Source organism: Pseudoalteromonas sp. XMcav2-N (assembly GCF_024124545.1).
Taxonomy (GTDB): domain Bacteria; phylum Pseudomonadota; class Gammaproteobacteria; order Enterobacterales; family Alteromonadaceae; genus Pseudoalteromonas.
In genome coordinates, this window is the sequence record NZ_JAMXSF010000008.1 from 78,358 (window position 1) to 104,643 (window position 26,286).

The window sequence follows — 26,286 nt, forward strand, 5'->3', positions numbered from 1 at the left end:
ATTAAAATCCTCGCAGAGCTTGTTGTAAAACGTAAACACGGAATAGAAAAATCGGGTTACCTAGCACATATCGGTTAAATTTAGCTCTGGGTTCCTGGATCAGGCGCCAAATCCACTCAAGACCCAGCTCTCTCATCCACATTGGCGCACGCGCTATATTGCCAGAGAAAAAGTCGAACAATCCGCCCACAGCCAGTGCACATTGTGCCTGGAGTTTATGCTTGTTGTTATCTATCCAGATTTCCTGACGAGGCGACCCCAGCGCCACCAGCACTATGTCGGCGCCGCTTTGATTAATGGTGTTGCAGACTTGCTCGTCATCATCGAAATAACCATGATGAACACCGGCAATGTGCAATCCGGGATACTGCTGACGTAAATTGCTGGCCGCCTGCTCGGCAACACCCGGTTGTGCACCCAGCAGAAATACAGAACGCTTGCGCTCAACGGCGGCTTCGCAAAGCGCCGGCAGCATGTCTGTGCCGTTATTGTTATCGGCCAGGCCCATTCCTGCCTGACGCGCCGCGATACGCATACCTGACCCGTCGATAAAGTTGCGGTCGCTGCTCTGTAGCGCCTGATAAAGACGGGCATTCGCCGCCGACAAATTAACTGAGTTTACGTTGATGTAATAGGCCGCTCGGCATGCAGACTGTAACGGTTGCTGCTGGGCCCCCTGAACAATCCAGTCAACCGCCGTTTGCATGCGTGTATTACTGAACGGGATGCCAAATAGTTTGCTGTGTGATGGCATGGGTGCAGACTTGCGATACAAGCACAGGCACAGCATCACCTTGATAACCAAACAGGTGTCAACAAACACACTCTGATCTCTTTGCTGCTGCAGCAACGCTAAAGGCGCTTTAACACTGAGTCCGGTCAAACTGTACAGCCACAGGCTGTCAAACAGGCCAGGTCTGCTGCAGGGGGAATGGAAACGCCTGATCACAGGAATACTCACACCGTCGCGTACTAACGGATTGCCTACCAAGCGTATCGTGCCACCCAGCACATTTAAAATGGCAGCGCTGCGTTTAAACAGCCCTGCCTGCCAGCAATATAAACGCACTGGCTGCGCGCTGATGTCAATCCAGGTCAGGCGTTTTAGCGGCGCTTTAAACCACAGTAAAGCCAACACACAATTAACAGAGAACACGGGCAATAATGCTGCAATCAATATCAGGGCAACACAAAAACGCAATGCTTTACGTACTGTGGCCTCGCCTGACTCTGGTGATGATGTAGTGAGATTAAATGACATCGCGTCCTCCGGTGCTTATCTGTTCACGACAAGGATGTAGCGAGGACCATGCCAAATTTTAAATACCTGATTAAAAATGAGTTTGTTGGTTTTCAGTGTTTTTTTAAGAAGCAAAAGTGCGTTGCATTTTGGGAATTTTTTTATTTTGAGAAGCGCCGTGCGGCGCTCAGACAGAGGGAAAATAACGCGGATATAGCAGCTGAATTTGCGCCAGGGTTGCAGGAATACGCAGCTGAACTACACCCAGCTTGCCTGCCTGCTGATCAGGTCGGGACAGACTATAGCCCAACAACAGACGTGAACATTTAAAAATAAGAGTGTGGAAACACTTATCCAGCCAGGAGCATTTCAGCGGTCCATAGTTAAAGTGGCGGATGTAGTCAGTCAGCTCTGCGTCATAGGTGTTGTTCCAGCGCCGGTCCAGCTCCGCCACCCCGTCACAGTTGCTGGCATAATGGATCACATGGCCATTTTCACCCCAGCCTATTCCTTGCGACTCAGCCACAGGCTGAGTCATGGCCGCAATCAGGGTGTCGAGCCACTCAATTGCCCGGGCACAGTTGCGCATCAGCATCACCCCGGAATTAAACGCGCCACTGTAGCCTCTTGCCAGGTGTAAAAAGGTGTCTTCGTCGTATAATGTTTCTAGTGCCGGGCACGTCGTCTGAATACAGGCATCAGCATCCACAAACAGAACCTGTTTATAGCCAGAAAGCAGTGCGGCCTTGAGCAAGAATAATTTGAGCCAGCAGCACTCCGCCCCCAGCCTGTTAAACCAGGGACGTGTAACCACCACATAGTCGTACCCCATACGCCTGGCGTAGCGGCGCTGGCTGATTAGATAACGTCGGTAACGCCACTGGTAACCATTCAGGGCAACACTAAACACCAAAGTGTGTGATCGATTAACGCTCATACTCACCTCCTTTATCGTTTTCCCTGCTCAAGCAAGTATTGCACCGATCGCAAAAAACAGCACATTAAACACAATTTCTCCCTACTTGCCCGGGTGGTTTTCAAAAATGGCTGGCTATTTTTTTGTTTGCAAAGCGCAATGCAGTGCAATTTGCGAAAAACGCGCTTCCCGTTCAAATCAAAAACATAATGCACTGATTATAAGAGCATTATTTTTTGGCATGCTTCGTGAAATGGTCCTTACAGAATCAATCTACACCCTTTTCATTTGGAGCGACGATTATGAAACGATTTAACCTGCTGTATCCCTTACTGGCCTCAGGGCTTCTCTCTTTCACCGCCGGCGCTGTCCAACAAGTTGATGGTCAGTATGTCTGGCAATTCCAGTCTGGACAGGCGTGGCCCGGTGGCTACAACCAGTCCACGGGTAAGCCTGATTCGCTGATTTACACACGCGACCAGTACAACCCGACGTTTTTCCAGCGTATCCAAAATGCGCTGCCAGAGGCCAGAGTAAACGAAGCCTTTATCACAGGCGATGAAGGCTCGACTATTCACCTGAGCGAAGACGCCGAGGTATTTGTTACCTTCATTCATGAAGGCGCAGGCTACAAAAACTCTTTTGGCTACTTCACCTTTGATCCGCAAAATCCGCCTCAAACCCCAGAGGAAGTGCAGGAAACCATTGTCTTTCCCAACCTCAGTTATCCGCACCTGACTAATGGTCACCGCGTAAGCATAGGTGAGTTTCCGGCAGGCACCAGTATCGGCTTCTTCATCGCTGCGAACGGCTTTTGGTACTACACCGGCGTAAAACCTTTTAAAACTCCCTACTATTATTCGTTGTCTGACCTTAACCCGGAAAGCGACGAAACCCTGCGCCAGCATTGCGTACTGTTACTGGATGAAGAACAACAGGAAGTGGTAATCGGGTTTGAAGATTTACCACGTACCTGGGGCGATAACGATTTCAACGATGCGGTTTTCAGTGTTAAAAGCTCCCCGGCCTCTGCGATTTCGGCCCTTAACCTGACCGTTATGCCAGAGCAAAACGACAGCGATGCGGATGGCATCGAAGACGAACAGGATGAGTTTCCCAACGACTTTAATCGTGCGTACAGCCAGTACTTTCCCAGTGCACAAGGGGTGACAACTCTGGCATTTGAAGATAACTGGCCCGCACGCGGCGACCACGACATGAATGATTTGGTCGTCAAACAACGTATCCGAATGACCTACAATGCCGACAATCAAATCAGCGGCTTTATCATCAACGGCTGGATCACTGCGCGCGGCGCAGCTTATCAGAATGGCTTTGGGCTTCGTCTGATGAACAGCGATCCGGCACTCGTAAAACAAGCGACCTTGACCATAAATGGCCAAAGCTATGACAAACTTGCTGAAGACGGGCAAAGTAATGCGGTTCTATCGCTGTGGAGTAACGCCCATGTATTCACTAACACAGGTCAATCTGGCCAGTGCCAGCACTTTAATACCGTGATGACCTGTGACTATTTTGAGCCCGTGCCCTACACCTTCGATGTCAGCTTTGAACAAGGCCTGGATACGCTCAGTGTGAATGACTTCGATTTCTTCTTGTACCGCACACAAGACCGTTCTCTGGAAATTCATCTGGCGGATTACCCACCGACAGACAAGTTTGATACCAGTCGCTTTGGCAATGCAGACGACACATCCAGTGCGCAGTCGGGACGCTATTTCAGAACGGCCGAGAACCTGCCATGGGCACTGATGATCAGTAATGACTGGCATTACCCCAGAGAGTATCTCGATGTAATTTGGGCGTATCCCGCTTATGAAACCTGGGTAGAAAGCAACGGCGAACAAGCTCAGGACTGGTTTATGACCAACGAACGCACCACCCATACTTTCAGCGCACACTAAGAGGATACGATCATGAATACATTCACTAAACTTTTTACCCTAACGTTTGTTTGTTTCACCCTGAGTGCCTGTGGTGGTGGCGGTGGTGGTGAGGGCGGCACACCAAGTTCCGCAACCTCAAGCAGCAATACGACCAGTACGTCTGCGAGTAACACCAACACAGCAGTGTCCACGGACACGACTTCAGACCAGCAGGATACGAGCGTCACACCCGCTGAGTCTGCCCCCAGTTACGAGCCTGACCCCAGTTTGCTCGACAGCCAGGCCGAAACCTCCAACGACTTGCATGTGAGAGCAGATTTTAACTTTAGCACCAGTAAGAGGGTTACACTGGATCTGAGCGGACAAGACGTTTTAGGTGCAAGTCTGGCAAATAAAATGGTCAAAGTGTATGCCCTGCACGAGGTTGTAGAAAGCTACGAAGACCAGGCTATAGCAGACAAAGCATTACTGGCGACCACCCGCTTCAACAGTGCCGGTCAAATCACCATGACTCTGGACGTTCCAATTAATTACAAAACACTGCTGATCAGTGTGGACGGCATGCTGCAAGACAACCATTTGCTCAGCGAACTGAGCATGCAAACAACCACAGTGGCACATCAATTCAACTGAGCCGACAAACCATTCCTCGCAAAACCGTCTGCCATTCACCTCTGGCAGGCGGTTTTATTTATCACCACAAACTCCGTTGTATAAATGCTTCAATTTGCCTAAGACTGTGTAATACTTCTATTAACACGCGTTAACTCTGGCAGGATTACATGGAACCGGTTACTAACATTACCTTGCTGTTTGTCGATGACGAACCCCTTATTCTGCGCTCGCTCAAGCGCGCGCTGCAAAATGAGCCCTACACCGTATTTATCGCACAAAGTGGAGAAGAAGGTCTGGCCTTGTTAGAACAGCACCCTATCGACGTAGTGGTGTCGGATAAAATGATGCCCAACATGTCAGGCATTGAGTTCCTGGCTCAGGTTGCAGAGCGATTTCCCGATACCATTCGCATGATGCTGACCGCCTTTACTGAAGTAGAAGACCTGATTGACGCCATTAACCAGGGTAAAGTCTGGGGTTACATGCAAAAGCCGTTCGACATGAGTAATATCAAGTTGACCCTCGAACAGGCCATACAGACAAAGATGCTGGTCGCTGAACGTAATATGTTACGTGCCAGCCTGCAACGCTACCGCAGCTCAATTCGCTCGCAGTTTTATCGCTTTGTTGGCGACTCCATTGCCATGCAAATGGTCTATAAAGCCATTGAAAAAGCCGGCCCCAGCCAGGCCAACGTGTTTATCACCGGGCCCAGCGGAACGGGCAAAGAACTGGCCGCCGATGCCATTCACCGTGCCAGCACCCGCAAAGACAAACCTCTGGTGTGTATTAACTGCGCCGCGATTCCCAGCGAACTGATGGAATCCGAGATCTTTGGTCATATCAAAGGCGCTTTTTCGGGTGCCGTTACCAATCGGGATGGTGCAGCGACGCAAGCAGATGGCGGTACCCTGTTTCTGGATGAAATTGGTGAGATGGACATGAATTTGCAGGCCAAAATCCTGCGCTTTGTGCAGTCGGGAACCTTCCAGAAAGTCGGCAGCGGCAAAGAAGAAAAGGTCGATGTCCGGTTTGTCTGTGCAACCAACCGTGAACCCCATCAGGCCATTGCAGATCAACGTTTACGTGAAGACTTATTTTACCGTCTCAATGTCATCGCCATTGATTTACCTGCACTGCATGAACGCGATCATGACGCATTACAAATCGCGCAGCACTTTCTGAGTAAGTTCAGTGAACTCGAAAACAAAGTCTTTGTTGGTTTTTCACCTGCCGCTGAGCAGTTGATCTTAAACTACGACTGGCCGGGCAATGTACGCCAGCTCGAGAACCTGGTTCACAGTTGTGTGGTGATGTCAGACGGGCCACTGATCACCGAAGACACTTTGCAAATGCAGCTTAAGCTCAAGCCCAGCGATGCCCAGGCTTTGCTCAATGGTCAGTCTGGTGGCTCTGGGCCGATACAAAGCAGAGCACCGCAGCAATCAGTCAGCGTGCAGGAAAACGGCTATGCATCGCCTCAGCAGGCAGCCGACATCCCATCTGAAAATCAAATCTGCTCGCTGGCCGAGGTAGAGCGAATTGCCATCGAAAAAGCCATTGCAGCATGCGATGACAATGTGGTGAAAGCTGCCAGCTTACTGGAAGTCAGCCCGTCTACTTTGTACCGTAAAATACAGCAGTGGGGAGACAAGAACACAGGCGCCTGATTTTATCGGCCTCTGCCAAATACGCAGATTGCAAATTGCAAAAACCGGCGTCGCAAAATGCAATCTGCGTGCATTTATCTTTGCCAATGTCTCCTCATCACATCAGCTTCGATTTTATAGCCGCTCGGCTATAATTGATTAAAAAACCTTTATATTCAAAACATTAAACAATTCTCACAGGTTGATTGCGAGCATTTGAGCGCCTTGGTACGGATTTTGGTTAGTAAAGGTATCCGATATCAAGAGAGCGATGCCATGACACACCCAACCAGCACAATGCGGACCCTGCTCAGCAATACCTCCTACCTCATAGGTGCAGAGGTGGTTGCCAAGGCGTCGCGGCTGATCAGTATCATGGCGATGGCCGCTTGCCTGTCTGCCACCGAGTATGGCACGGCGATGCTTGCCCTGACGGTACATGAAGTGTTGAGGCTGTTACTGCGCTCTGGTGCTGGTGCTCAGGTGATCCGCGCCAGCGATGACGAATTACCCGCTTTTCTGAACAACGGTCGGTTACTGCAATGGCTGTTATGTGGCGCACTATGTGTCGTGCAGATTCTGGTCGCACTGGCCAGCAGCTGGATGTTTCCGGGTCAGGACATGACTTTGCTGATTGCCCTGATGGCACTGACTTACCTGGTATTTCCGTTAGTCTGTAATCAGGTGTTTCTGATGCAACGCCGAAACCAGATGGGTCTGTTTGGCCTGATCAGCAGCGTGTGTATTATCACCGAAAATCTGGCTCTGGCTGCGGCACTTTACCTCGATGCAGGTCTGCTGGCCGTCGTGATCGGCAAATGGGCATTCACCCTGCTTTGGCTGGGATGCTTTGCCTTCGTCCCTTCATCGTCTATGGCGGGACATTACAATAAGGCTGTTTTTTCCCGCTTACTTGGTGCATCAACACAGCTTGCGGGCAGCGAAATCTTGCGCTCACTACGTGTGAATATGGACATGTTCGTGGCAGCACGTCTGCTGACCCCAGAGCTGTTCGGTCTCTACAGTTTTGCCAAAAGCGTGGGCGTGGGTCTGGCGATATCTGTCGCTCAGGCTTACACCACCGCACTCTACCCATTTGTTTGCAAACTTAAAAACGCAGGCAATTTTGGCACAAGACACTGTCACCTGCTGCTCGCGATCACTGCGGCTGTGTCTGCAATTTTTATTCTTCAGGCCGTGCTCGTTCCCTGGTACGTGCCGGTGTTATTCAACGAACATTGGCAGGGTAGTTTTACCACCAGTGCGCTGCTGTGCCTGATAGCCACCAGCACAGTGTGGACAGACAGCTACGCCGTCATGCAACGTGCCGCAGGCCGGTTTGCCCGAGAGTGCCAACTGAATGCTTACTGTTTAGTGATTTCACTGGTTGGGCTGTTAATGATACAGCCAGACCAACCCGATTTACTTGCCGCCGTACTGGTCAGCTGTAGCGCCCTGTGGCTGCTCTTTCCATTGGCAGACTTTGCGCTAAGACGTTGTCACGCTGGCGCAGCAAAATCTTCTTTATGATCCGGAGCCCATTATGACTAACTATGTGATTAACTCGAAACCCGTTGTCAGCATCATCATACCTATGTACAACGTTGAAAAATATATTGATAAATGCATCTGCTCAGTGCTCAACCAGACCTATCAAAATTTTGAGGTAATCTGTGTTGATGATGGCTGCAGCGATAATACACTGAGCTATCTGAGAGATTATAAAGATCATCGGATCCATATTATTCGCCAGCAAAACCGGGGCCTGTCCGGAGCGCGCAACACTGGGATCCGCAACGCCCGGGGCGTTTATATCGCCCTGCTGGATGCCGATGACTACTGGGCAGTCAATAAACTGGAAAAACACGTCGCACATTTGAATCGCCATCCCAGTGTTGATGTCAGTTATTGTCCTTCTTTGTTTGTGGATGATGATAATAAACAACTGGGCATTGGCCAGTTTCCGAAATTAGACAACATTGATGCCAAAACCATTTTTTGCCGCAATCCGGTTGGCAATGGGTCAGCGCCGGTGATCCGTGCAGCCGCACTGGAAAAAGTGGCGTTTCACGATGAAACCCGCAGCTGGCGTCAGTATTTCGATGAAAACCTTAGACAATCAGAAGACATAGAGATGTGGCTGCGCCTGGCGCTGTATACCGATGCGACTTTTGCGGGGATCCCAGAGCCGCTGACCTTTTATCGCGTCAATGCCAGTGGTTTGTCAGCTAACCTGCAAAAGCAATATCAGAGCTGGGAAAGCGCGGTCAATAAACACCGTCGCAGCCATGCGCAGTTTTTTAAGCAATGTGGCTCGCTGGCACGCGCCTATCAGCTCAGATACCTGAGCCGCCGTGCAGTGCAATCTCGTAATACTTTTGCCGCACTTAAACTGATCCACAAAGCGCTGTTTACCGACATTCGCATTTTATTGGAAGAACCTGGCCGCACCGCATTGACCTGGTGCTGTGCCCTGACCAGCCTGTTGCCAAAATCCTTGTACGATCGTGCCGAGAAGCTGGCAATGCGCACAATAGGACACGCCAGTAAACATCCTGCGGGCTAACCCTTCGCTCCCGGGCCTGTGCGCTTATCTGCTGTTACCAACTCAGTAAGATAGCGCACCACGCATCGATGGCCCTTAAGCCAGCTTTCGCTGGCTTCTTTTCATTTTGAAACTGCTTTGCAAAATAGAAAAAAGCCCTCTTAAACACTAATCAAAAATCAATCAAGCCATTGAATTTTAAAAACTTTAAAAGTTGGCTCAGTTTATGCTGCTATCTCATTAAGACCACCAAGTGAGAGCCACTGCCAAGGAGCCCAATATGAGACAAGTAACTTCAACCACAGCCCTGATGACCCGTATCTCTGTGTTTGTACTGTGTGTGCTTGGCTCAGGATGCACGCTCAGCCCGGACTATCATGATGACGAATTTTACGGCATGCCGCATGCGGCCGGTACCCAGTTCAACCAATCGAATTCTGTCTTCGCTTCACGTTTGAACTGCACTGACGCTGACGACTTTGCAGCCGCGGCAAACTTTCGGGTTGACCAACCTATACCGCTTGCTGCCCCCGGCCTGAACCCCAATGAATCAAGTCACCGTGGTGCATTCGGCGCCGCGCCATTGAGCCCGGGCGACCTTATTCAGGTAAAAATGGAGTATGGCGAAGGTTTCAACGGCGACTACGTGCTGGACAGCTCAGGCGCACTGACTTTGCCTGTGATTGAGCCAATTTATGCCGCAGGCTTAACCACCAAAGTGCTGGCTCAAAAAGTCGAGCTGGCGCTTATTCGTGCCAAGATTTTTCGTGCTCAAACGCTGGATGTCACCGTCAAGGTAAAAACCTGGGCCGCTATCGAAGTGCCAGTATCCGGAGCTGTATTTTCACCAGGTCGCGTCACCATCAATGCCAAACTACCGGAACAGTTGTTGGATCAGCAGGTTGCAGCCTCTGGTGACCACTCAAAACAACGCCTGCTTTCTGAAGCCATTCGGGCAGCAGCCGGTGTACGTCCCGATGCCAAGCTGGATCAGGTGATTTTAGTTCGTCAGGGCTGGCGTATCGAGGCCGATTTGACCGGTATTATGACCGGCCAGCCGGTGTCGGACCATGTGCTCATCGCGGGCGACCAAGTCATCGTGCCCAGCACAGGGTGCTTTCAGCCCAACCTGGTAAAACCCTCGCAGATCACGCCTAAAGGTTTTCGGGTCTTTATGTCTAACCTGATTGACTCATCAATGAGTAACGCCAATGCAGCGATCGGCCGCTTTTCCAGTAACCTGCCCTACGGCACACGCTTATTACAAGCTGCGATCTCTGCCAACTGCGTTGGCGGTAAAGAATACACCAATGCGCCACGTCGCGTTGTACTGGTCAGCAACCATCCTCTGACCGGAAAAACCCAGGTCGTCGAACGCTCAGTGGAAGATCTGATGCGGATGTCTTATCGCGACCATATTAACCCTTATGTCATGCCGAACGACGCGATAGCCTGCTATGATTCAGATATCACTAACTTGCGTGATATAGCAAAAACGCTACTCGATATCGTGGCACCCTTCTCTTTGCTGAGTAAGGAGGATTCATGAACACGCAACTTCAGGTAACTACGCCCTATTCACGGTTCAGGGCGGCGATTTATCGCACCCTGCATAAGCCTTACCTGGTCACCTGCCTGGTTAGCTATGCCGTTATTTTGCTGCTGGTATTTGCCTATCTGCAACAACCTGCAAAGTACCGCAGCGACCTGGACATGGTACTGCCCGGAACCGGTGCAAACAGTAATGTCTCTCTGGATGAGGTTGGTCAGGTCGTGTCTTCAACCACCGCACCGTTTGGTAAAGGCTATAACCCCAAGGTCAATTACAAAGAAATGCTGATGAGTAAAAACCTGCTCGACAATGCAGCCAAGTCTATGGGCATGACTGCCGCAGAATTTGGCCGCCCAAAAGTGCGCCTGACTGAGCAAACATCCATTTTGAAAATCGAGATCACCGGGGCCAGTCCACGGATCGCCGAAAACAAAGCCTGGGCCCTGTACGACGCTTTGCAAAACCAACTTGATTATCTCAGGGCCGACGAAGTAAAACGCCGTGACGCCAGCATCAAGTCTGTCTTAGATCAGTACAGGGAAAGACTCAACTATACACGGAACAACATCACGGATTTTCAGCAGCGCTCTTTACTGATCAGCCGGGATCAACTTGACCAGCAAATGCGCACTCTGTCCAACCTCAAAGAGCAGGTTGCCATAGTGAAAGCTGAGATTGGACGCGCTGAATATTATGTCAGTCAGCTCAGTGTCGACTTAGGGGTCTCCCCGTCCATGGCTGGTCAGGCGTTTGTATTGCAAACGGACGGCGAATTCAGGGCCTACCTGTCTGAGCTAGACAACAGTGCCGCGCAACTGAGCGAGTACCGTTCACGCTGGGACGATGGTCACCCAATGGTGAAAGCGGAACTAGCCCGTTTTGACCAATCAAAAGCGGCACTTATAAACCGTTCGGTGGGACTGGTAGGCATCAATGCCGCCCACGCCTTTCATACTACCGATTTGGCCAGTAACCCAAACCGGGCACAATTGTTTGCCGACTTGATAAGCGCTTTCGCCGCTAAAAAAGGGTCTGAGGCAAAACTGGTCGAACTGGAAAATGCTGTTCAGTTGTTAAACGAAAAACTAAAAGTCTATGCCCGTGAAGCCGCGGAGCTTGAACGTCTGGAACGTGAGTTTGACCTGGCAAAAGCCGTTTTCACCTCGGCAGTCGCCAGGCTCGAAGCTAGCAAGGCCGACATCTTCGCCTCTTACCCGGTAATCCAGTTGATGTCACCGCCATCACTGCCGGTTAATTCCTATTCCCCGAAAAAGTCCATTGCCATTGCAGCAGCGCTGGCCGCGATGATCTTCTTGTCCATGGGCATATTGATGATCAACAAGCGTCGGGTGATTATTTCCGCTGTGATGAAACAGCCTGACTAACCGGAGCTGCGCATGTTATTCACTGCCTACTTACCGTTTAAGGAAAAACGCTTCATCAGCACAGAAGAAAAGCTGGTCTGGGCAGGCCTGGTGCTGACCTACCCAGCCTTTTTACTGGGTATGCTGTATGTCATGGGCTCCGTCATCGGTTGGCTGATTTTTATGGTGGTCTTAATGCGCTGCTACCTGGACCTGCGTGCTAAACCTCGCCCACTGTCACCGATGATCTGGATGTGGATCATCGCCATGTTACTGATGCTCGTGGCTTTGCTGGTCGCACATAGCGAATGGTCGCTAGGCATAGGAAAGACCATAAAGTCTACCATTGGCTGGATGAAAGGCTGGGCGTTACTCGCAATTTTCCCTGTTATTGCAGCCTTGGCCAAAATTCGCAAAGAAGTGGTGATCCGTGGCGTGTGTATTATCGCCATTCATACCCTGATCTTTTCATTCATTTCCATCGCGTTTTACATTGTGAAGCTACCGGGCGATATCTTTTTGTCGCCCCTGAAAGTAATTGGCGGACCCGGGGAAACATTCTTCATGGTCAGCTTTTACGGCATTAACCCCGAGACTGGCGCCGGGCGCTGGCGTTTCTTTACACCCTGGGCACCGGCTGCCGGATTTATGGCCTGCATCTACTTGGTATTTTGTCTGCAAGAAACAAACAGCCGCATTCGTCGCTGGGCCATTGCAGGCTGCTGGGCCATGTTGATCTTGTCGCAATCCCGCGCAGGCATCGCCATTTTCATTATGCTGTTTCCTCTGGTGCTGTTCAGCGATAAATTTAAAGAACCCTGGATGCTGCTGCTACTTGGGATTACCGTCCCCATCATATTGCTACTCGGTGAACCCATCTACAATTCAATTATGGATTCTTACGAGGCCGTGAAACAACAACGCCCGGGCTCTACCAGAGTACGAAAAGCGCTGGCCAACATTGCCATTCAACGCTGGCAGGCAGAAGCGCCAATCTGGGGTCATGGCATTGTTGAGCGCGGGCCCAAAATGGTGGAATTTATGCCGATTGGCTCGCACCACAGCTGGTATGGGCTGTTGTTTGTCAAAGGCATGGTTGGCGCGGTTGCGCTAGCAGTCCCTATGCTGGTTTCGAGTGTCTATTTACTGTGGGCATCGCAAGATTCAAAAACCGCGCAGACCGCGCTGTGTCTGATGGCTGTGTTGGTCTGCTACAGCTTCTTTGAGAACTTAGAGATCCTGTCGTATCTCTACTGGCCAGCTCTGTTGTGGTTTGGTTTTGCATTTAGCAACAAACGCTCATCAATGGCAATGTAACGGGTGGCCGCGCGCTTCAGCGAGTTAGCGGTGAGCTGAGGCACGCCGTACACTTCGACCTCACAGTTATGACGGCTGCGAATACGCTCGGCGAGTAAGTCAAAGTCACCATCCCCGGTCAGCAATACCACCACATCACAATGTGGGGCACACTCCATGGCATCCAGGGTGATCCCCACATCCCAGTCACATTTGGCCGAGCCATCGGCGCGCTGAATATAGGGTTTTTGTTTAACGTCAAAGCCGATGGCTCTGAGAATATTCTGAAACTGTTGCTGCTTAGGCGCATTAGGCTCGCTGGAATAGGCCAAAGCACGATACAAAGTGCGGTCTTTTAATACCGTCTCCCAGAAGCCATTATAATCAAAGCTTCTGCCATAGGCCTGTCTGGTGGTGTAGTAAATGTTCTGGACATCGACCAAAATGGCGATTTTTTTCATGGTGTTACGGACCTTTTAGATTCAGTCATGATGACAGCCGTGCACCACACCGAGTGTTGATGAATGCATTGATGCCGTCGTAATAAAACTGCTTGCCAAGCTCGGGCTGTAGCTTAATTGCCTTGTCCAGCGCTGCAAGCAAAGTATCCGGGTTCCAGGCTTGCAGACACTGGCCATCAACTCCAAGTGGTGGATTCAGTCTGAGCGCATCAAGAAAGCCAAATAAATAGCCCTGACAACCCTGTCTGAGTGCACTGTGCTGCTCAGAACGACAATCATCGACAAAGTGCATAAGCCGGCTTGGCTAATAAGCCTCACTATGAAAACATAACCAAGCCAGCATAAAGGTCACACTTACCCGCACATTTGACTCCTGTATATCGGCTGCATAATGTCCCTACTATATCACAGACTTCTGCCAGTTGAGGTCATAAATAAGACCTCAAAAATTCACATCATTTACACTTTTAATACACTAGTTCCCAGGATAATCCCGCGTTTCGTTCAATTACCAAGGAAACTAACATGACGTATAATCTACGGGTATTGTCGCTGAGCCTGTTGCTGGCCATTAGCCAGTCCCATGCCCACACCGAAGGGCTGGCGGTCCATCCCTATTTGCAATCTGCAACCCCGACCAGTATCTGGATCAAATGGGAAACCAGCAGTGGTGATGAGTCCATTGTTGAATGGGGCGACACAGCAAAGCTTGGCCAGCAAGCCAGCGGCACCAGCGAAACGGGCTATCTGCTGAGCCGCATTCACGAAGTTCAGCTTACCAACCTGGCACCAGATACGGTGTATTTCTACCGGGTGAGAACGGGTGATACCTACAGCCATGTTCACAAATTCAGAACACCTCCGTTGGCTTCTGCAGAGAAAAGCAGTCGGATCCTGGCTGTCAGTGATATGCAGCGTGACTCGGGAAATCCGGGTAAATTCGACGAGATCATTAATCAGGGCGTGTTACCTTATGTGCGGCAAGCGCTGGGGCTGGAGTTACAAGACGGTCTTAATATGACCCTGATCCCCGGCGACTTGGTCGACAACGGTCAGGATTACAACAGCTGGCGCACCAGCTTTTTTTCACCCATTGCGGCGCTGGCCAGCTCAGTGCCCCTTTACCCTGCCCCGGGTAATCATGAACGCGATACACCGACTTACTTTAAATATTTTCATCTGCCCGAAAACGGCACACCTGGGTATGAAGAGCACTGGTGGTATCAGGATCATTCCAATATTCGCGTACTGTCACTCGACACCAATACCAATTACCGGATCGATGAGCAGCTGATCTGGCTGGACAAAGTGCTGGCCGAAACCTGCCTGCGGACACAAACCGACTTTGTCTTCGCCCAGATGCATCATCCGCATAAGTCGGAGATGTGGATAGCCGGAGAGACAGACTACAGCGGTAAGATTGTTGAACGCCTGGAAGCCTTTTCTACCCGCTGTAACAAGCCCAGTATTCACTTTTTTGGCCATACCCATGCCTACTCTCGCGGTACCAGCCGGGATCACAACCACACTATGGTGAACGTGGCCTCCGCAGGAGGCAACCTGGATTATTTTGGTGAATTTGCCCAGCGCGACTACACCGAATTCTCGGTCAGCGAAGACGAGTATGGCTTTGTGATGGTCGATGTTACCGCCGGTGACGACCCGGCCTTCGAACTCAAACGCATTTCAATGGGCGATGAGCAGGTGCCACTGAACAGCCAAGTCAAAGACACATTGACCGTCCGCTTAAATAACACCGCGCCGTTTACGCCTGAAATATTGGCGCCCACAGCCAACATTTCAGCGAGCTGTGCCAATGCGGTCGCCACTTTATTTGCGGATCCAGACAAAGACCGCTTTGGTGCTGCACACTGGCAACTTAGTAGCCGCTGTGATGACTTTGGTCAGCCATTGGTCGATACCTGGTATCAACACGAAAACATCTGGGATGGTGTCGATACCCGAGCGGGACTGTCACCAAACCGCTTTGCACTCGGCCAGCTGGAACCCGGTGCTCAGTATTGTCTGCGAGTACGAATGCGAGACCGTTCACTGGCGTGGAGTGACTGGTCTCAACCACACCCATTCACCACCACAGACAGCACACATCTGACCGATAATCTGTTGCAAAACCCGGGGGCAGAGCTCGGCACCGACAGCTGGCAAGGTGAAGGACCGCTGGAAAGCCTGACAGATAAAGCCTGTGGCTCGGTGTCACCCTATCAGGGCGAGCGTTTCTTCGCCGTCGGGGGCGTGTGTGACAATGAAAGTGACCAGGGTCGGGCATATCAGCGTGTTGATGTCGGCAACTGGGCTGCCAGCATTGACAACGGCACGCTCAAAGCCCTGTACATAGCCAGGCTTCGCAGTTGGGGAGGCAGCGATATTCCCGCTGTTGCGCTTGAATTCCGTGATGCGAGCCTGACGCTACTGAGCCGTACAACCGAGGTCAAAGGCAGTAGCGCCAGCTGGCAGCAACATCGCCATGAAGCCCAGCTCCCTGCGAACACTCGCTATATCGATTTTGTGCTGACAGGTCAGCGTACCAGCGGCACTGACAACGACAGCTATTTTGACAACCTGGAGCTAAGACTGGCTGAGCAAAGTAGCTGCACAAGGGTGCCAGACAGAGGGCCTGCTGGCGTAGCCGATGAGTTTATTACCCAAAAACCAGGCAACTCTGAAAATTTACTGCAAAACCCCGGCGCTGAAGCGGGTATTCAGGGCTGGAGTGGTGCAGGTCCGGTAGAATCGTTGACCAACTATCAATGTGATTCAATCCCCGCAGCAACCGGCCAGCGCTTTTTTGCTGTAGGTGGTGTCTGCAATGGGGAATCAGCTCAGGGACAGATCAGCCAGAAAATCTCGGTGCAACACTATGCCAGTTTAATCGCTGCTGGCCAGGTTAAGGTGCTGTACGGCGGCAAGCTTCGTAACTACAGTGGTAAAGACACGCCCTCGGTACAGCTGCGTTTTCTTGATAATCGCGGCCAGTTGCTTAATGACAGTGAAAAACTCAGCACGACGGCTGCACAATGGACAACCGTATCCGGGCAATCATTGCTCCTCGCAAACACAGCCTATATTGAGTTTGTCTTGCAAGGAACACGTAATCAGGGCAGCGACAATGACAGCTACTTTGATGATTTGATATTAAAGGTAGTGGTTGATTAAGACTCCCGCCGCCGATCCAAATCGGCGGCATCTTGAACTTTTTGCATCATGACACTTTTTTGCTTGTGTTTCGCTCATCCCCGGTCCGATATCTGATACATTCAACTTGCGTAAAAAGCACTCAATTTACGCGCCCTCACAGATACAACATAAAAAGGATATGTTTATGAAACAAGAAAAAAACCGCTCTGGCATTAACCCCAACGTTAGCTCCAGACGTCATTTTCTCAAAACCTCTCTGGCAATGGGTGGCGCCATCGGCGCAGCCCCACTGATGCTCAGTAACCCGGCAGCGGCCAGCTCTCAGTATGGTCAGTACCACAAAGTGTACGCCGACGATGCCAGATATGACTCCATGTTAACCGGTTCCAATCTGAGGTTCCCCAATCAACCTGGCTATATTGCGGTGTGTAGCTCGGCACATGAAGTCTATATGGCAGCACGAGAAGCCGTTGCTAACCACCTCAGGATCACAGTGCGCTCGGGCGGCCACTGCTATGAAGGCTTTGTGGTGAATGATCAGGGTGTGGTGGTCGACCTGAGCAATATGGATCGCGTCTATCGCAGCGATGACTATTATGTCGTCGAAGCCGGCGCCTCTTTGGGGCATACCTATAAAACCCTGTTTAAGGAGTTTGGCGTGATCATGCCCGGTGGCTCTTGCTTTGGTGTGGGTGTCGGCGGCCATGTCTGTGGTGGTGGGTTCGGCATTCACTCCCGACAATACGGACTGAGTAGTGACTATCTGGCAGGTGTTGAATTGATATCCTTTGACCAGTGGGGTGGGCAGGCCAACTATCCACGCACCTACTTTAAGGGACAGTCTGCACGGGCTGACGAAATTGTCTGGGCACATCAGGGGGGAGGTGGCGGCAACTTTGGAATAGTCACTAAGTATTTCTTTAAAGACTTGCCACCGGTGCCCGCTTACCTGCACTTACAGGAAATTGCTTTGCCCTGGCATTTGTTCGACTATGACCAGTTTGCCATGCTGCTGCGCAACTTTGGTGAGTTCTGGCAAACACACAATGGGCCCGACAGTCGCTTTAATCCGCTGCATGTTTCGATGGCCATACCGAACTCAGTGGGTGGCAGCGGTGAGATCCGGCTATCACTGTATTGTAGTGGTGATCCTGCGCTCATTGACGAGTTTATCGATATGCTGTTCACCCCAGCGCAACTGAAGGTTGCCAAAAAAGGATTACGCATCACCAACCACATGGGCTTACAGGAACAGGAAAATGCGCCTCAGCGCCCGGTACCGCCCGGTAGCTACTTCAGCATGCCCTGGTGGTACGGCACCCAATATGGGGCGGGCACTCTGGTTGGTGCGCGCGGTAAAAATAAATCGGCTTATATGAAAAAACCTTTTCCTGAGGCACAGATCCAAACCCTGTGGAACACACTGCGCCATGGTGACTACCTGAGCCCCGGTGGTATGTTGCAGCTGTCATCTTATGGTGGTCAGATCAATGCGCTATCTCAGACAGAAACCGCTGTATCCCACAGAGACTCTATTATGAAGCTGCAATATCAGACCTACTGGTTTGAAGCTGCGCAGGACCCCTATCATATTGGCTGGATCAACGGCTTCTATCACGCAATGTATGGCGATGCGGGTCCGGTACCCGATGAGGTGATGGATGGCTGTTATGTCAACTATGCCGACGTCGATATCCCTGACTGGCAGCATTTATACTACAAACACAACTACGTCAGATTACAGCAGGTGAAACGTCAGTTGGATCCCAACAACCAGCTCCACCATGCTCAATCGATAGAAGTTTAACGCATTAACTGTGAGGCCTCTCCATGGCCTCTGCTACCGCGGCGCTATTTAGCTTGCGCCATATAGTCCAGGGTAAACTGGGTGAGTGCCCGGGTGCCCAGTTTAAACGAAGACTCATCGGCAATGAAATACGGTGAGTGGTTACTGGCAGCGTCTTTGGGGTCTGTGCCTTTAGGAGTGCCGCCCAAAAATACGAATAATCCGGGCACTTCCATTGCATAGAATGAAAAGTCTTCAGCGCCTGTCACTTTAGGCATTTCAATCATGCCCTGAGCACCAAACACTTTCTCAAGCGTGGGCAGCATTTGCTCAGTCAGGGCCGGGTCGTTCACCGTGACCGGATAACCTTCAATGATCTTTACTTCTGCCGTGTTGCCGGAGGCCTGAGCGATATGCTCTGCGGTATGGGTCAGTTTTTTAAATATCTGCGCGCGGTTATCCATATCAAAGTTACGTATGGTACCGACCATATTTACCTCTTCCGGTATGATGTTGTTGCGCACACCACCGGCGATTTTACCGAATGAGACAATCGCAGGTTCTTTGGTGATATTGATCTGACGACTGACAATGTGGTTAACCCCAGAAACTATCTGTGCAGCAGCAGCTATCGGATCCGCGCCAGCCCAGGGTGTAGAACCATGAGTTTGCTCTCCTTTGACACTGATCTCAAAACGGTCGGCACTGGCCATGGTTGGGCCACTGCGATATCCCAGCTGACCCACATTGAGCTTAGAGGTAATATGCAAACCAAACGCCACATCAGGTTGGTGTTTCTTAAAGATCCCTTCTTTGAGCATCAATTCAGCGCCACCTTCTTCGCCCTCAGGTGCGCCTTCTTCGGCAGGCTGGAAGACAAACATCACATTGCCTGCGAGCTCATCACGCATGCCGGCAAGTACCTCGGCCGCGCCCATTAACATGGCCACATGGGTGTCGTGGCCACAGGCATGCATAATGCCTACATCCACACCCCGGTAATTAGTAGTTTTGATGGATTTAAACGGCAGATCGTTCTTCTCGGTCACCGGCAGCGCATCCATATCCGCACGCAACATCACAGTCGGCCCAGGCTTAGCGCCTTTGAGCATACCCACTACTCCGGTATACGCTATTCCGGTTTCTACTTCCATGCCCAACGCTTTAAGGTGTTTAGCCACCTTAGCCGCTGTGCGTACCTCACGATTACCCAGCTCAGGATTTTGGTGAATATCCCGGCGCCATTCAATCACTTTAGGCTCCACCTGCTTAAGCAAACTGGCATGCTCCGCCGCCTGAACGCTCATACTCAAAGCCCCCAGAATAGACGCCAAACTCAGACTTAGCATAGATTTGTTCATTACCCTTCCTTTTATATTTGTTATTAGTCGCCAAACAAAATAACAGACAAAGTTATTAGAGAAAGAGATTTGCGACAGAGCTGGGATGGCTGCGGTGAGCTAAACTGTGCTCGCAGGGTAGTAGTCGGACTGGGGATCAATTGAAGCCGTATTAAATGCCACCCAGTCCCAGTGAATGGCATAGGCGCAGATACCGCCAAAGCCATTCAGACACACTTAACTCCCCCTCCAGGATGACAAAATTTTTATTGTCGTTACCATATGGCTATAAATTTTTTGTCAGGAGAAGTTATTATACTGGTCAACAAATTTCGGACAGTAAAGAAAGTTTTCCTTCCACAACTGCTTGCGCGAGTATTTCGTCGTTGCTGGGTGGCCTTCATATCGTCAACTCTAAGGTCTCCTCCGTCGCCGGTATTTACTCACAGACTACAAGAGGGTTATCTGAGCTTGCCTCGTCAAGCGCAGGATGGCAGTGAGTGATGCCAATCTAAAAATATATTTAAATATCTATGTGTTAAGTTTTTTACGTCATTCACTCAGACGCTGTAAATGGCGCATTTGCCAACATCAGGCTTCGCATCCAGTACTTCAAGCATTCTAGACGTAGCCAAAACGGCTCTCAACGTTCACCCAAGCAACATTCACCCAATCAAACACAAATACTCACCTTGCACCACAAAGCCTGATGTTATGTGTTCAAAAAAAATACTAAATATTTTTGATTACCTACCGTCAATGAACACAAATAAAACACCAAAGTCACACAAACAACACATAGAAACGTTTTTATAAACACAAGGGCAAGATGGCCCTTACAGTAAAATCCCAACAACTAAAAAGGAATTACAATGCGTAAAAAGCATCAACTCGCCGCAACCATAACCGGCATTTTGTTTACTACACTGTCCAGCACATCTGCGTCGGCACAGGTTACTCATCCTAAACTGATGGCAGCCTCCGCGAATAGTCAGGTCGTGAAAGACAGTTACATTGTTGTGTTTGAGACCCCAAAAACAATTGCTGCAGATTCGCTAAGTGCCAAAACCGACTTTACCAAAGTTCAAAGTCAACACTTGGCAAATCAGTACAATATACAACTTGAAAAAACCTTTTCTGCCAGTCTGAATGGTGCCCTCGTAACGGCTTCAAAAGAGCAATTGGCTTCGTTGCTTGCCGATCCAAACGTTGCCTTTGTCGAGCCCAATCAGGTCGTTCAGCTGGATACCCGCATCAGCGCTACACAGGAAAACGCTACATGGGGTCTGGACAGAATAGATCAACGCCAGTTGCCTCTCGATTCTACATATGTATACAACTACACAGGTTCCAATGTCACAGCCTACGTTTTGGACTCAGGTATACAGTTTGATCATGCAGAGTTTGGTGGACGGGCTGTTAGTGGGTTTGATTTCATCGATAACGACAACAATGCCGCCGACTGTAATGGTCACGGTACCCACGTTGCGGGTACGATTGGCTCTGAAACCTTTGGGGTTGCCAAAGACGTCAATCTGGTCAGTGTCAGGATATTTAACTGTGGAGGAAGTAGTACAACAGCAACGATCATCGACGGTGTAGAATGGTTAACGGCCAATGCAAACTTACCCGCAGTGGCAAATATGAGTTTCCGTACACCGGTCAGTGCTGCGTTAAACAATGCCGTTCAGGCCAGTATAAACGCGGGTATCACTATGGTCGCTGCAGCCGGTAACGATAATAATGACGCCTGTAGAATTTCGCCTGCAAGTGCACCGAATGCGATCACCGTAGCGGCATCAACCAATCAAGACGCCAGAGCCTGGTTCTCCAATTTCGGTAACTGTGTTGATATTTTTGCGCCAGGTCAGGACATTACCTCTGCATGGCTCAATGGTGGCACCAATACTATCGATGGCACCTCAATGGCTGCCCCCCATGTTGCAGGTGTTGCTGCACTGCATTTACAACAATCGCCTGATTTAACTCCTGCCCAGGTCACGGCCAGAATTATTGGCGATTCAACGGCTAATGAGATTGGCGATCCCCAGGGCTCTCCTAATCGATTGCTGTTTTCTATTCATGAGACACAACAACCACCTTATAGTCAGTGGGTCGGCTCATATGGTTATAATGCCGGTGGCTGGCGTGTTGAAAACCATCCTCGCATGATGGCCGACGTCAATGGTGATGGTAAAAAAGATGTGGTTGGGTTTGCCAATGCCGGTGTGTACGTTTCATTGTCGGATGGTAATTCGTTCTCATCTCCAAGACAGTGGGTTAACAGCTTTGGCTATAGCGCCGGTGGCTGGCGAGTCGCAAATCATCCGCGTATGATGGCCGACGTAAACGGTGATGGCCGTGACGACGTGGTTGGCTTCGCCAATGCAGGCGTTTACGTCTCTTTGTCAACAGGTAGCAGTTTCACTGCTCCTCAGAAGTGGAACAGTGGTTTTGGCTACACGGCTGGAGGATGGCGTACTGATAAACACCCTCGTATGATGGCAGACGTCAATGGCGATGGTAAACAAGACGTCGTTGGGTTTGCAAATGCAGGTGTTTACGTTGCTCTGTCTACCGGTACAAGCTTTAGCGCTGCGAAACAATGGGTGGGCAGCTACGGTTACACCGCTGGCGGTTGGCGAGTTGAACAGCACCCGCGTATGATGGCTGATGTCAATGGTGATGGTAAACAAGATGTCGTCGGATTTGCTAACGCAGGTGTATACGTCTCTTTGTCCAATGGCTCTTCGTTCAGCTCACCCCAAAAATGGGTAGGCAGCTTTGGTTATAATGCAGGTGGCTGGCGAGTTGAGAACCACCCTCGTTACATGGCTGATGTCAATGGTGATGGCCGCGATGACGTTGTTGGATTTGCGAACGCCGGTGTGTACGTAGCCCTGTCAACGGGCTCTGGGTTTAGTGCAGCACGTCAATGGGTTGCAAGCTATGGCTATACCGCTGGTGGCTGGCGCGTAGAAAATCATCCCCGTTTCCTGGCTGACGTGAATGGCGATGGCAGAAAAGATGTCGTTGGTTTTGCCAATGCTGGTGTCTATATCTCCACTTCAAACGGCAGCAGTTTCTCAGCACCGAGACGCGTTGTTGATAATTTTGGCTATTCAGCAGGTGGCTGGCGAGTTGGACAGCACCCTCGGATGATGGCGGATGCCAATGGCGATGGCACGGCTGATGTCGTCGGGTTTGCTAACGCAGGTGTATACGTCGCACCAATGCAATAGTCATCCTGATTCAAGCTAAAAACCCGGCACAGCAACATCAGCCGGGTTTTTTAGTTCTCTCAGAACGAATGAGAGTTGACCTTCACAGCTTAAACAGCGGCTTGCCCTTACCCCGATACAGCCCGACTGGGGTCAGACTGGTTTTGCCTTCAGCCACACTGAGCTGGTAGTAATTCTGCGTGCATTCAAAAGAAAAAGCGTTATTGGCTCTGGCGACCAGTTTACGTTTTTCGCCTTGCCCTTTTTGCCCGTACAGAATCCCCTCCTCAAACGTCACTTTCAGCTGCTGCTTGCCAGCTGACTGATACTCGCCAACTAAAGTTTTAGCGAAATGGTCCATCTTGACATCTGGTAGTGGCTTTGGCGTAATGTTCAGATGCTGCGAAACCATATCCAGCAGTGCGGGGCCCGGGTGTAAAGTATCCTGATTGCTAAATACAGTGGCGAATAAATCGTCCTCAGGAAAATACACCGACATGGCCAGGAATCCGGGCACCCCCCCTTCGTGAAAATAACTTGGCTGTCCGGCAAGCTCAAAGGTATAAAAACCATAGCCATAGTTGGCAACAGAGCCATCATTAAGTGTAGCACTGGTGATCATTGCCTGATAACTGGACGGACTGACGACTTTGCCGGCTTTCAGGCCACGGTGCCAGCGGCTCATGTCGGCCAGTGTTGTCTCGATGCCACCGGCTGAATAGATCCAACTGCGATCAACATAAAAAGGGGCGACAGGTGTCTTTTTATCGTCTGTAGAGCTGTAGCCTTTTACTTCATCGCCGCCGGTCCCCTTGATGAGTACCTGAGAGTGTTTCATACCCAGCGGTGTAAAGATATGCTGTTGCAGATAGTCTTTGTAGTTTAACCCGGATACCTGCTCGATAATCTTGCCAAGCAGCAGATAGCCAGTATTGGAATAGGTATGGCCTTCACCCGAAGGATACAATACAGGTGCTTGTACAATCTCTGCCAGGATCTGATCTAAAGTGCGATAATGCGCCATTTTGGCGCCAATCTCAGGGCCTTCATTATAATTTGGTAATCCTGAAGTATGTGACAGAACCCTATCCAGAGTTAATTTACCATAGTCGGCGCTCAAAGAGGGTATGAACTTTCCGAGCGGATCCTGGAGTGAGAGTTTATTGCGCTCTGCCAACTGCAAAATGGCCGCAGCCGTAAATTGCTTAGTGATCGAGCCAATCTGAAACACTTGCTCAGTATGCAGTGGCTGCTTACTTTCGATATCAGCAAGGCCGTTTGCAGCACTGTATAACAGCTTACTGCCCTGCTCAATACGCACGGCGATCCCGGGTTGTTCAGCTTGCGTATAACACGCCAAAGTGGCGTCAAAATCACTGTTATCTGCATGTACATGACAGCTCACTGCCAACCCCAAAATGCCTGCATAATACGGTTTAATTCCCATGACGAAGTCCTTGTTATAGTTATTTTTATAGGTCCATCCACGTTAACATACTGGCCAGGTACTCACAATGCTGTGTTGTTTTGAACCGGATAATTTGGTGTAAGGGTGTCTTGAAGATAAACACCATGCCCATAGAGCTAGTGCTGTGAGGCTATCTGTAAGCGCTGTATGCCGATGGAATCGGATAATGCCAAGTGTCCGGAAGGTGATGATATGATGTAAAGAGTCACACAATATAGCGAGCAACAGACACAAAAAACCCGGCCAATTTAAGCCGGGTTTTTTAGTTCAATAAGAAGCGTTAATTACTTCTTCTTTACTGCCTTTTTGTTAGGCAGGTCAGTGATTGAACCTTCGAAGATCTCAGCCGCCAGGCCGATTGACTCGTTCAGCGTTGGGTGAGCGTGGATAGTCAGTGCCACGTCTTCTGCGTCTGCACCCATCTCCACTGCCAGGCCGATCTCGCCCAGCATTTCACCGGCGTTGATACCAACCATAGCACCACCGATAACGCGACCAGTCTCTTTGTCGAAGATCATCTTAGTCTGACCTTCAGTACGTGCAGAAGCAATTGCACGGCCAGAAGCTGCCCACGGGAATACCGCAGTTTCAATGCTCAGACCTTGCTCTTTCGCTTCTTTCTCAGTGACACCAACCCATGCGATTTCTGGATCTGTGTACGCGATTGAAGGAATGCACTTAGGATCGAAGTAGTGTTTCTTACCAGAAATCACTTCAGCAGCAACGTGTGCTTCGTGAACCGCTTTGTGTGCAAGCATAGGCTGACCTACGATGTCACCAATCGCGTAGATGTGGTTTACGTTGGTCTTCATTTGCTTATCAGTGTTGATGAAGCCACGTTCGTCAACCGCAACGCCCGCTTTGTCTGCGTCAAGTAGCTTACCGTTAGGCGTACGGCCAACCGCAACCAATACTTTGTCGTAACGTACCTGGCCTTCTGGTGCTTGCTTGCCTTCGAACGAAACGTAGATACCGTCTTCTTTCGCTTCAACCGCAACAACCTTAGTAGACAGCATCACGTTGAACTTGTCTTTCACGTACTTCTGGTAAATCTTGATAACGTCTTTGTCAGCCGCAGGAACCAGTTGGTCTGCAAACTCAACGACGTCGATTTGAGAACCCAGTGCACGGTACACAGTACCCATCTCAAGACCGATGATACCACCACCCAGAACAAGTAGTTTTTCTGGTACGTCTTTCAGCTCAAGTGCGCCAGTTGAATCAATGATACGCTCATCTTGTGGGATGAAAGGCAGGTTTACAGGCTGAGAACCCGCAGCGATGATAGCATTGTCGAAGTTTACAGTCGTAGTGCCGTCAGCACCTTCAACCGCAATAGAGTTAGAGCCGGTGAATTTACCGTAGCCACTAACTACTTTCACTTTACGCATTTTCGCCATGCCAGACAGACCGCCTGTCAGCTGACCAATTACAGACTCTTTCCAGCTACGGATTTTGTCCAGGTCGATTTGAGGAGCACCGAAAGTTACACCGTGTGAAGCCATTTCAGCTGCGTCGTCGATTACCTTAGCCACGTGTAAAAGTGCTTTTGAAGGAATACAACCTACGTTCAAGCACACACCACCCAGGGTATCGCGAGATTCGATCAATGTAACTTCTAAACCTAGGTCTGCTGCACGGAATGCTGCAGAGTAACCACCAGGACCACCGCCTAGTACAACAACTTGAGTTTTGATTTCGTTGCTCATGTTATTACCTTAACTATTATTCGAACGGGACTCTACTCGAGTGAGTATCCGCACCCAATTG

General features: G+C 50.2%; 18 protein-coding genes. 11 read left to right on the plus strand and 7 right to left on the minus strand.

What is annotated here, in order from left to right; all coding sequences use genetic code 11:
- Position 1: 1 nt before the first annotated feature.
- Together NH568_RS12215 and NH568_RS12220 are read right to left on the minus strand one after the other, a co-directional pair.
- Positions 2–1,261, minus strand: coding sequence for a WecB/TagA/CpsF family glycosyltransferase (locus NH568_RS12215; RefSeq protein WP_253047763.1), 1,260 nt, complete (start codon positions 1,259–1,261; stop codon positions 2–4).
- A gap of 166 nt (positions 1,262–1,427) precedes the next feature.
- Positions 1,428–2,177, minus strand: coding sequence for a hypothetical protein (locus tag NH568_RS12220; protein WP_253047765.1), 750 nt, complete (start codon positions 2,175–2,177; stop codon positions 1,428–1,430).
- Positions 2,178–2,458: 281 nt separating this feature from the next.
- Between NH568_RS12220 and NH568_RS12225 the strand changes: the two genes are divergently transcribed.
- From NH568_RS12225 to NH568_RS12260, 8 genes are all read left to right on the plus strand, one after another.
- Positions 2,459–4,081, plus strand: coding sequence for an LruC domain-containing protein (locus tag NH568_RS12225; protein ID WP_253047767.1), 1,623 nt, complete (start codon positions 2,459–2,461; stop codon positions 4,079–4,081).
- Positions 4,082–4,093: 12 nt separating this feature from the next.
- Positions 4,094–4,696 (plus strand): hypothetical protein, encoded by a 603-nt coding sequence (locus NH568_RS12230; RefSeq protein ID WP_253047769.1) that lies wholly within the window; start codon positions 4,094–4,096, stop codon positions 4,694–4,696.
- Between the two features lie 149 nt (positions 4,697–4,845).
- The gene (locus tag NH568_RS12235; protein WP_253047771.1) at positions 4,846–6,348 is read left to right on the plus strand and encodes a sigma-54 dependent transcriptional regulator; all 1,503 of its coding nucleotides are present in this window, start codon (positions 4,846–4,848) and stop codon (positions 6,346–6,348) included.
- Between the two features lie 255 nt (positions 6,349–6,603).
- A complete protein-coding gene (locus NH568_RS12240) occupies positions 6,604–7,857 on the plus strand; it encodes an oligosaccharide flippase family protein (protein ID WP_253047772.1) in 1,254 nt (417 codons plus the stop codon).
- Between the two features lie 13 nt (positions 7,858–7,870).
- Positions 7,871–8,893 carry a glycosyltransferase family 2 protein gene (locus tag NH568_RS12245; protein ID WP_253047774.1) on the plus strand — a complete coding sequence of 341 codons (1,023 nt, stop codon included), beginning with the start codon at positions 7,871–7,873 and terminating at the stop codon, positions 8,891–8,893.
- Positions 8,894–9,152: 259 nt separating this feature from the next.
- Positions 9,153–10,421 carry a polysaccharide biosynthesis/export family protein gene (locus NH568_RS12250; RefSeq protein ID WP_253047776.1) on the plus strand — a complete coding sequence of 423 codons (1,269 nt, stop codon included), beginning with the start codon at positions 9,153–9,155 and terminating at the stop codon, positions 10,419–10,421.
- Entirely contained in the window at positions 10,418–11,809 is a 1,392-nt protein-coding gene (locus NH568_RS12255; RefSeq protein WP_253047778.1) for a hypothetical protein, read from the plus strand. Before NH568_RS12250 ends, NH568_RS12255 begins: the two co-directional genes overlap by 4 nt.
- Before the next feature lie 12 nt (positions 11,810–11,821).
- The gene (locus tag NH568_RS12260; protein ID WP_253047780.1) at positions 11,822–13,105 is read left to right on the plus strand and encodes an O-antigen ligase family protein; all 1,284 of its coding nucleotides are present in this window, start codon (positions 11,822–11,824) and stop codon (positions 13,103–13,105) included.
- On the opposite strand, the gene NH568_RS12265 is transcribed toward NH568_RS12260, so the two are convergent.
- Together NH568_RS12265 and NH568_RS12270 are read right to left on the minus strand one after the other, a co-directional pair.
- Positions 13,039–13,545 (minus strand): NYN domain-containing protein, encoded by a 507-nt coding sequence (locus tag NH568_RS12265; protein ID WP_253047782.1) that lies wholly within the window; start codon positions 13,543–13,545, stop codon positions 13,039–13,041. The two genes, NH568_RS12260 and NH568_RS12265, sit on opposite strands and share 67 nt — an antisense overlap.
- Before the next feature lie 25 nt (positions 13,546–13,570).
- Entirely contained in the window at positions 13,571–13,837 is a 267-nt protein-coding gene (locus tag NH568_RS12270; protein WP_253047784.1) for a hypothetical protein, read from the minus strand.
- Positions 13,838–14,070: 233 nt separating this feature from the next.
- Here NH568_RS12270 and NH568_RS12275 point away from each other — a divergent pair, with 233 nt between their 5' ends.
- Both NH568_RS12275 and NH568_RS12280 read left to right on the plus strand, forming a co-directional pair.
- Positions 14,071–16,719: a metallophosphoesterase family protein gene (locus tag NH568_RS12275; protein ID WP_253047786.1), complete on the plus strand. Its 2,649-nt coding sequence runs from the start codon at positions 14,071–14,073 to the stop codon at positions 16,717–16,719.
- Positions 16,720–16,885: 166 nt separating this feature from the next.
- Positions 16,886–18,508, plus strand: a complete 1,623-nt coding sequence (locus NH568_RS12280; RefSeq protein ID WP_253047788.1) for an FAD-binding protein — start codon at positions 16,886–16,888, stop codon at positions 18,506–18,508.
- Between the two features lie 44 nt (positions 18,509–18,552).
- On the opposite strand, the gene NH568_RS12285 is transcribed toward NH568_RS12280, so the two are convergent.
- Positions 18,553–19,848 carry an amidohydrolase gene (locus tag NH568_RS12285; protein ID WP_253047790.1) on the minus strand — a complete coding sequence of 432 codons (1,296 nt, stop codon included), beginning with the start codon at positions 19,846–19,848 and terminating at the stop codon, positions 18,553–18,555.
- 851 nt (positions 19,849–20,699) lie between these two features.
- Between NH568_RS12285 and NH568_RS12290 the strand changes: the two genes are divergently transcribed.
- Complete coding sequence (locus tag NH568_RS12290; protein WP_253047793.1) at positions 20,700–23,069, plus strand: S8 family serine peptidase; 2,370 nt, start codon at positions 20,700–20,702, stop codon at positions 23,067–23,069.
- 82 nt (positions 23,070–23,151) lie between these two features.
- Here NH568_RS12290 and NH568_RS12295 read toward each other — a convergent pair whose 3' ends face one another.
- Positions 23,152–24,495, minus strand: a complete 1,344-nt coding sequence (locus NH568_RS12295; protein ID WP_253047795.1) for a serine hydrolase domain-containing protein — start codon at positions 24,493–24,495, stop codon at positions 23,152–23,154.
- A gap of 305 nt (positions 24,496–24,800) precedes the next feature.
- Positions 24,801–26,225, minus strand: a complete 1,425-nt coding sequence (gene lpdA / locus NH568_RS12300) for a dihydrolipoyl dehydrogenase (RefSeq protein ID WP_010384093.1) — start codon at positions 26,223–26,225, stop codon at positions 24,801–24,803.
- Positions 26,226–26,286 lie beyond the last annotated feature (61 nt).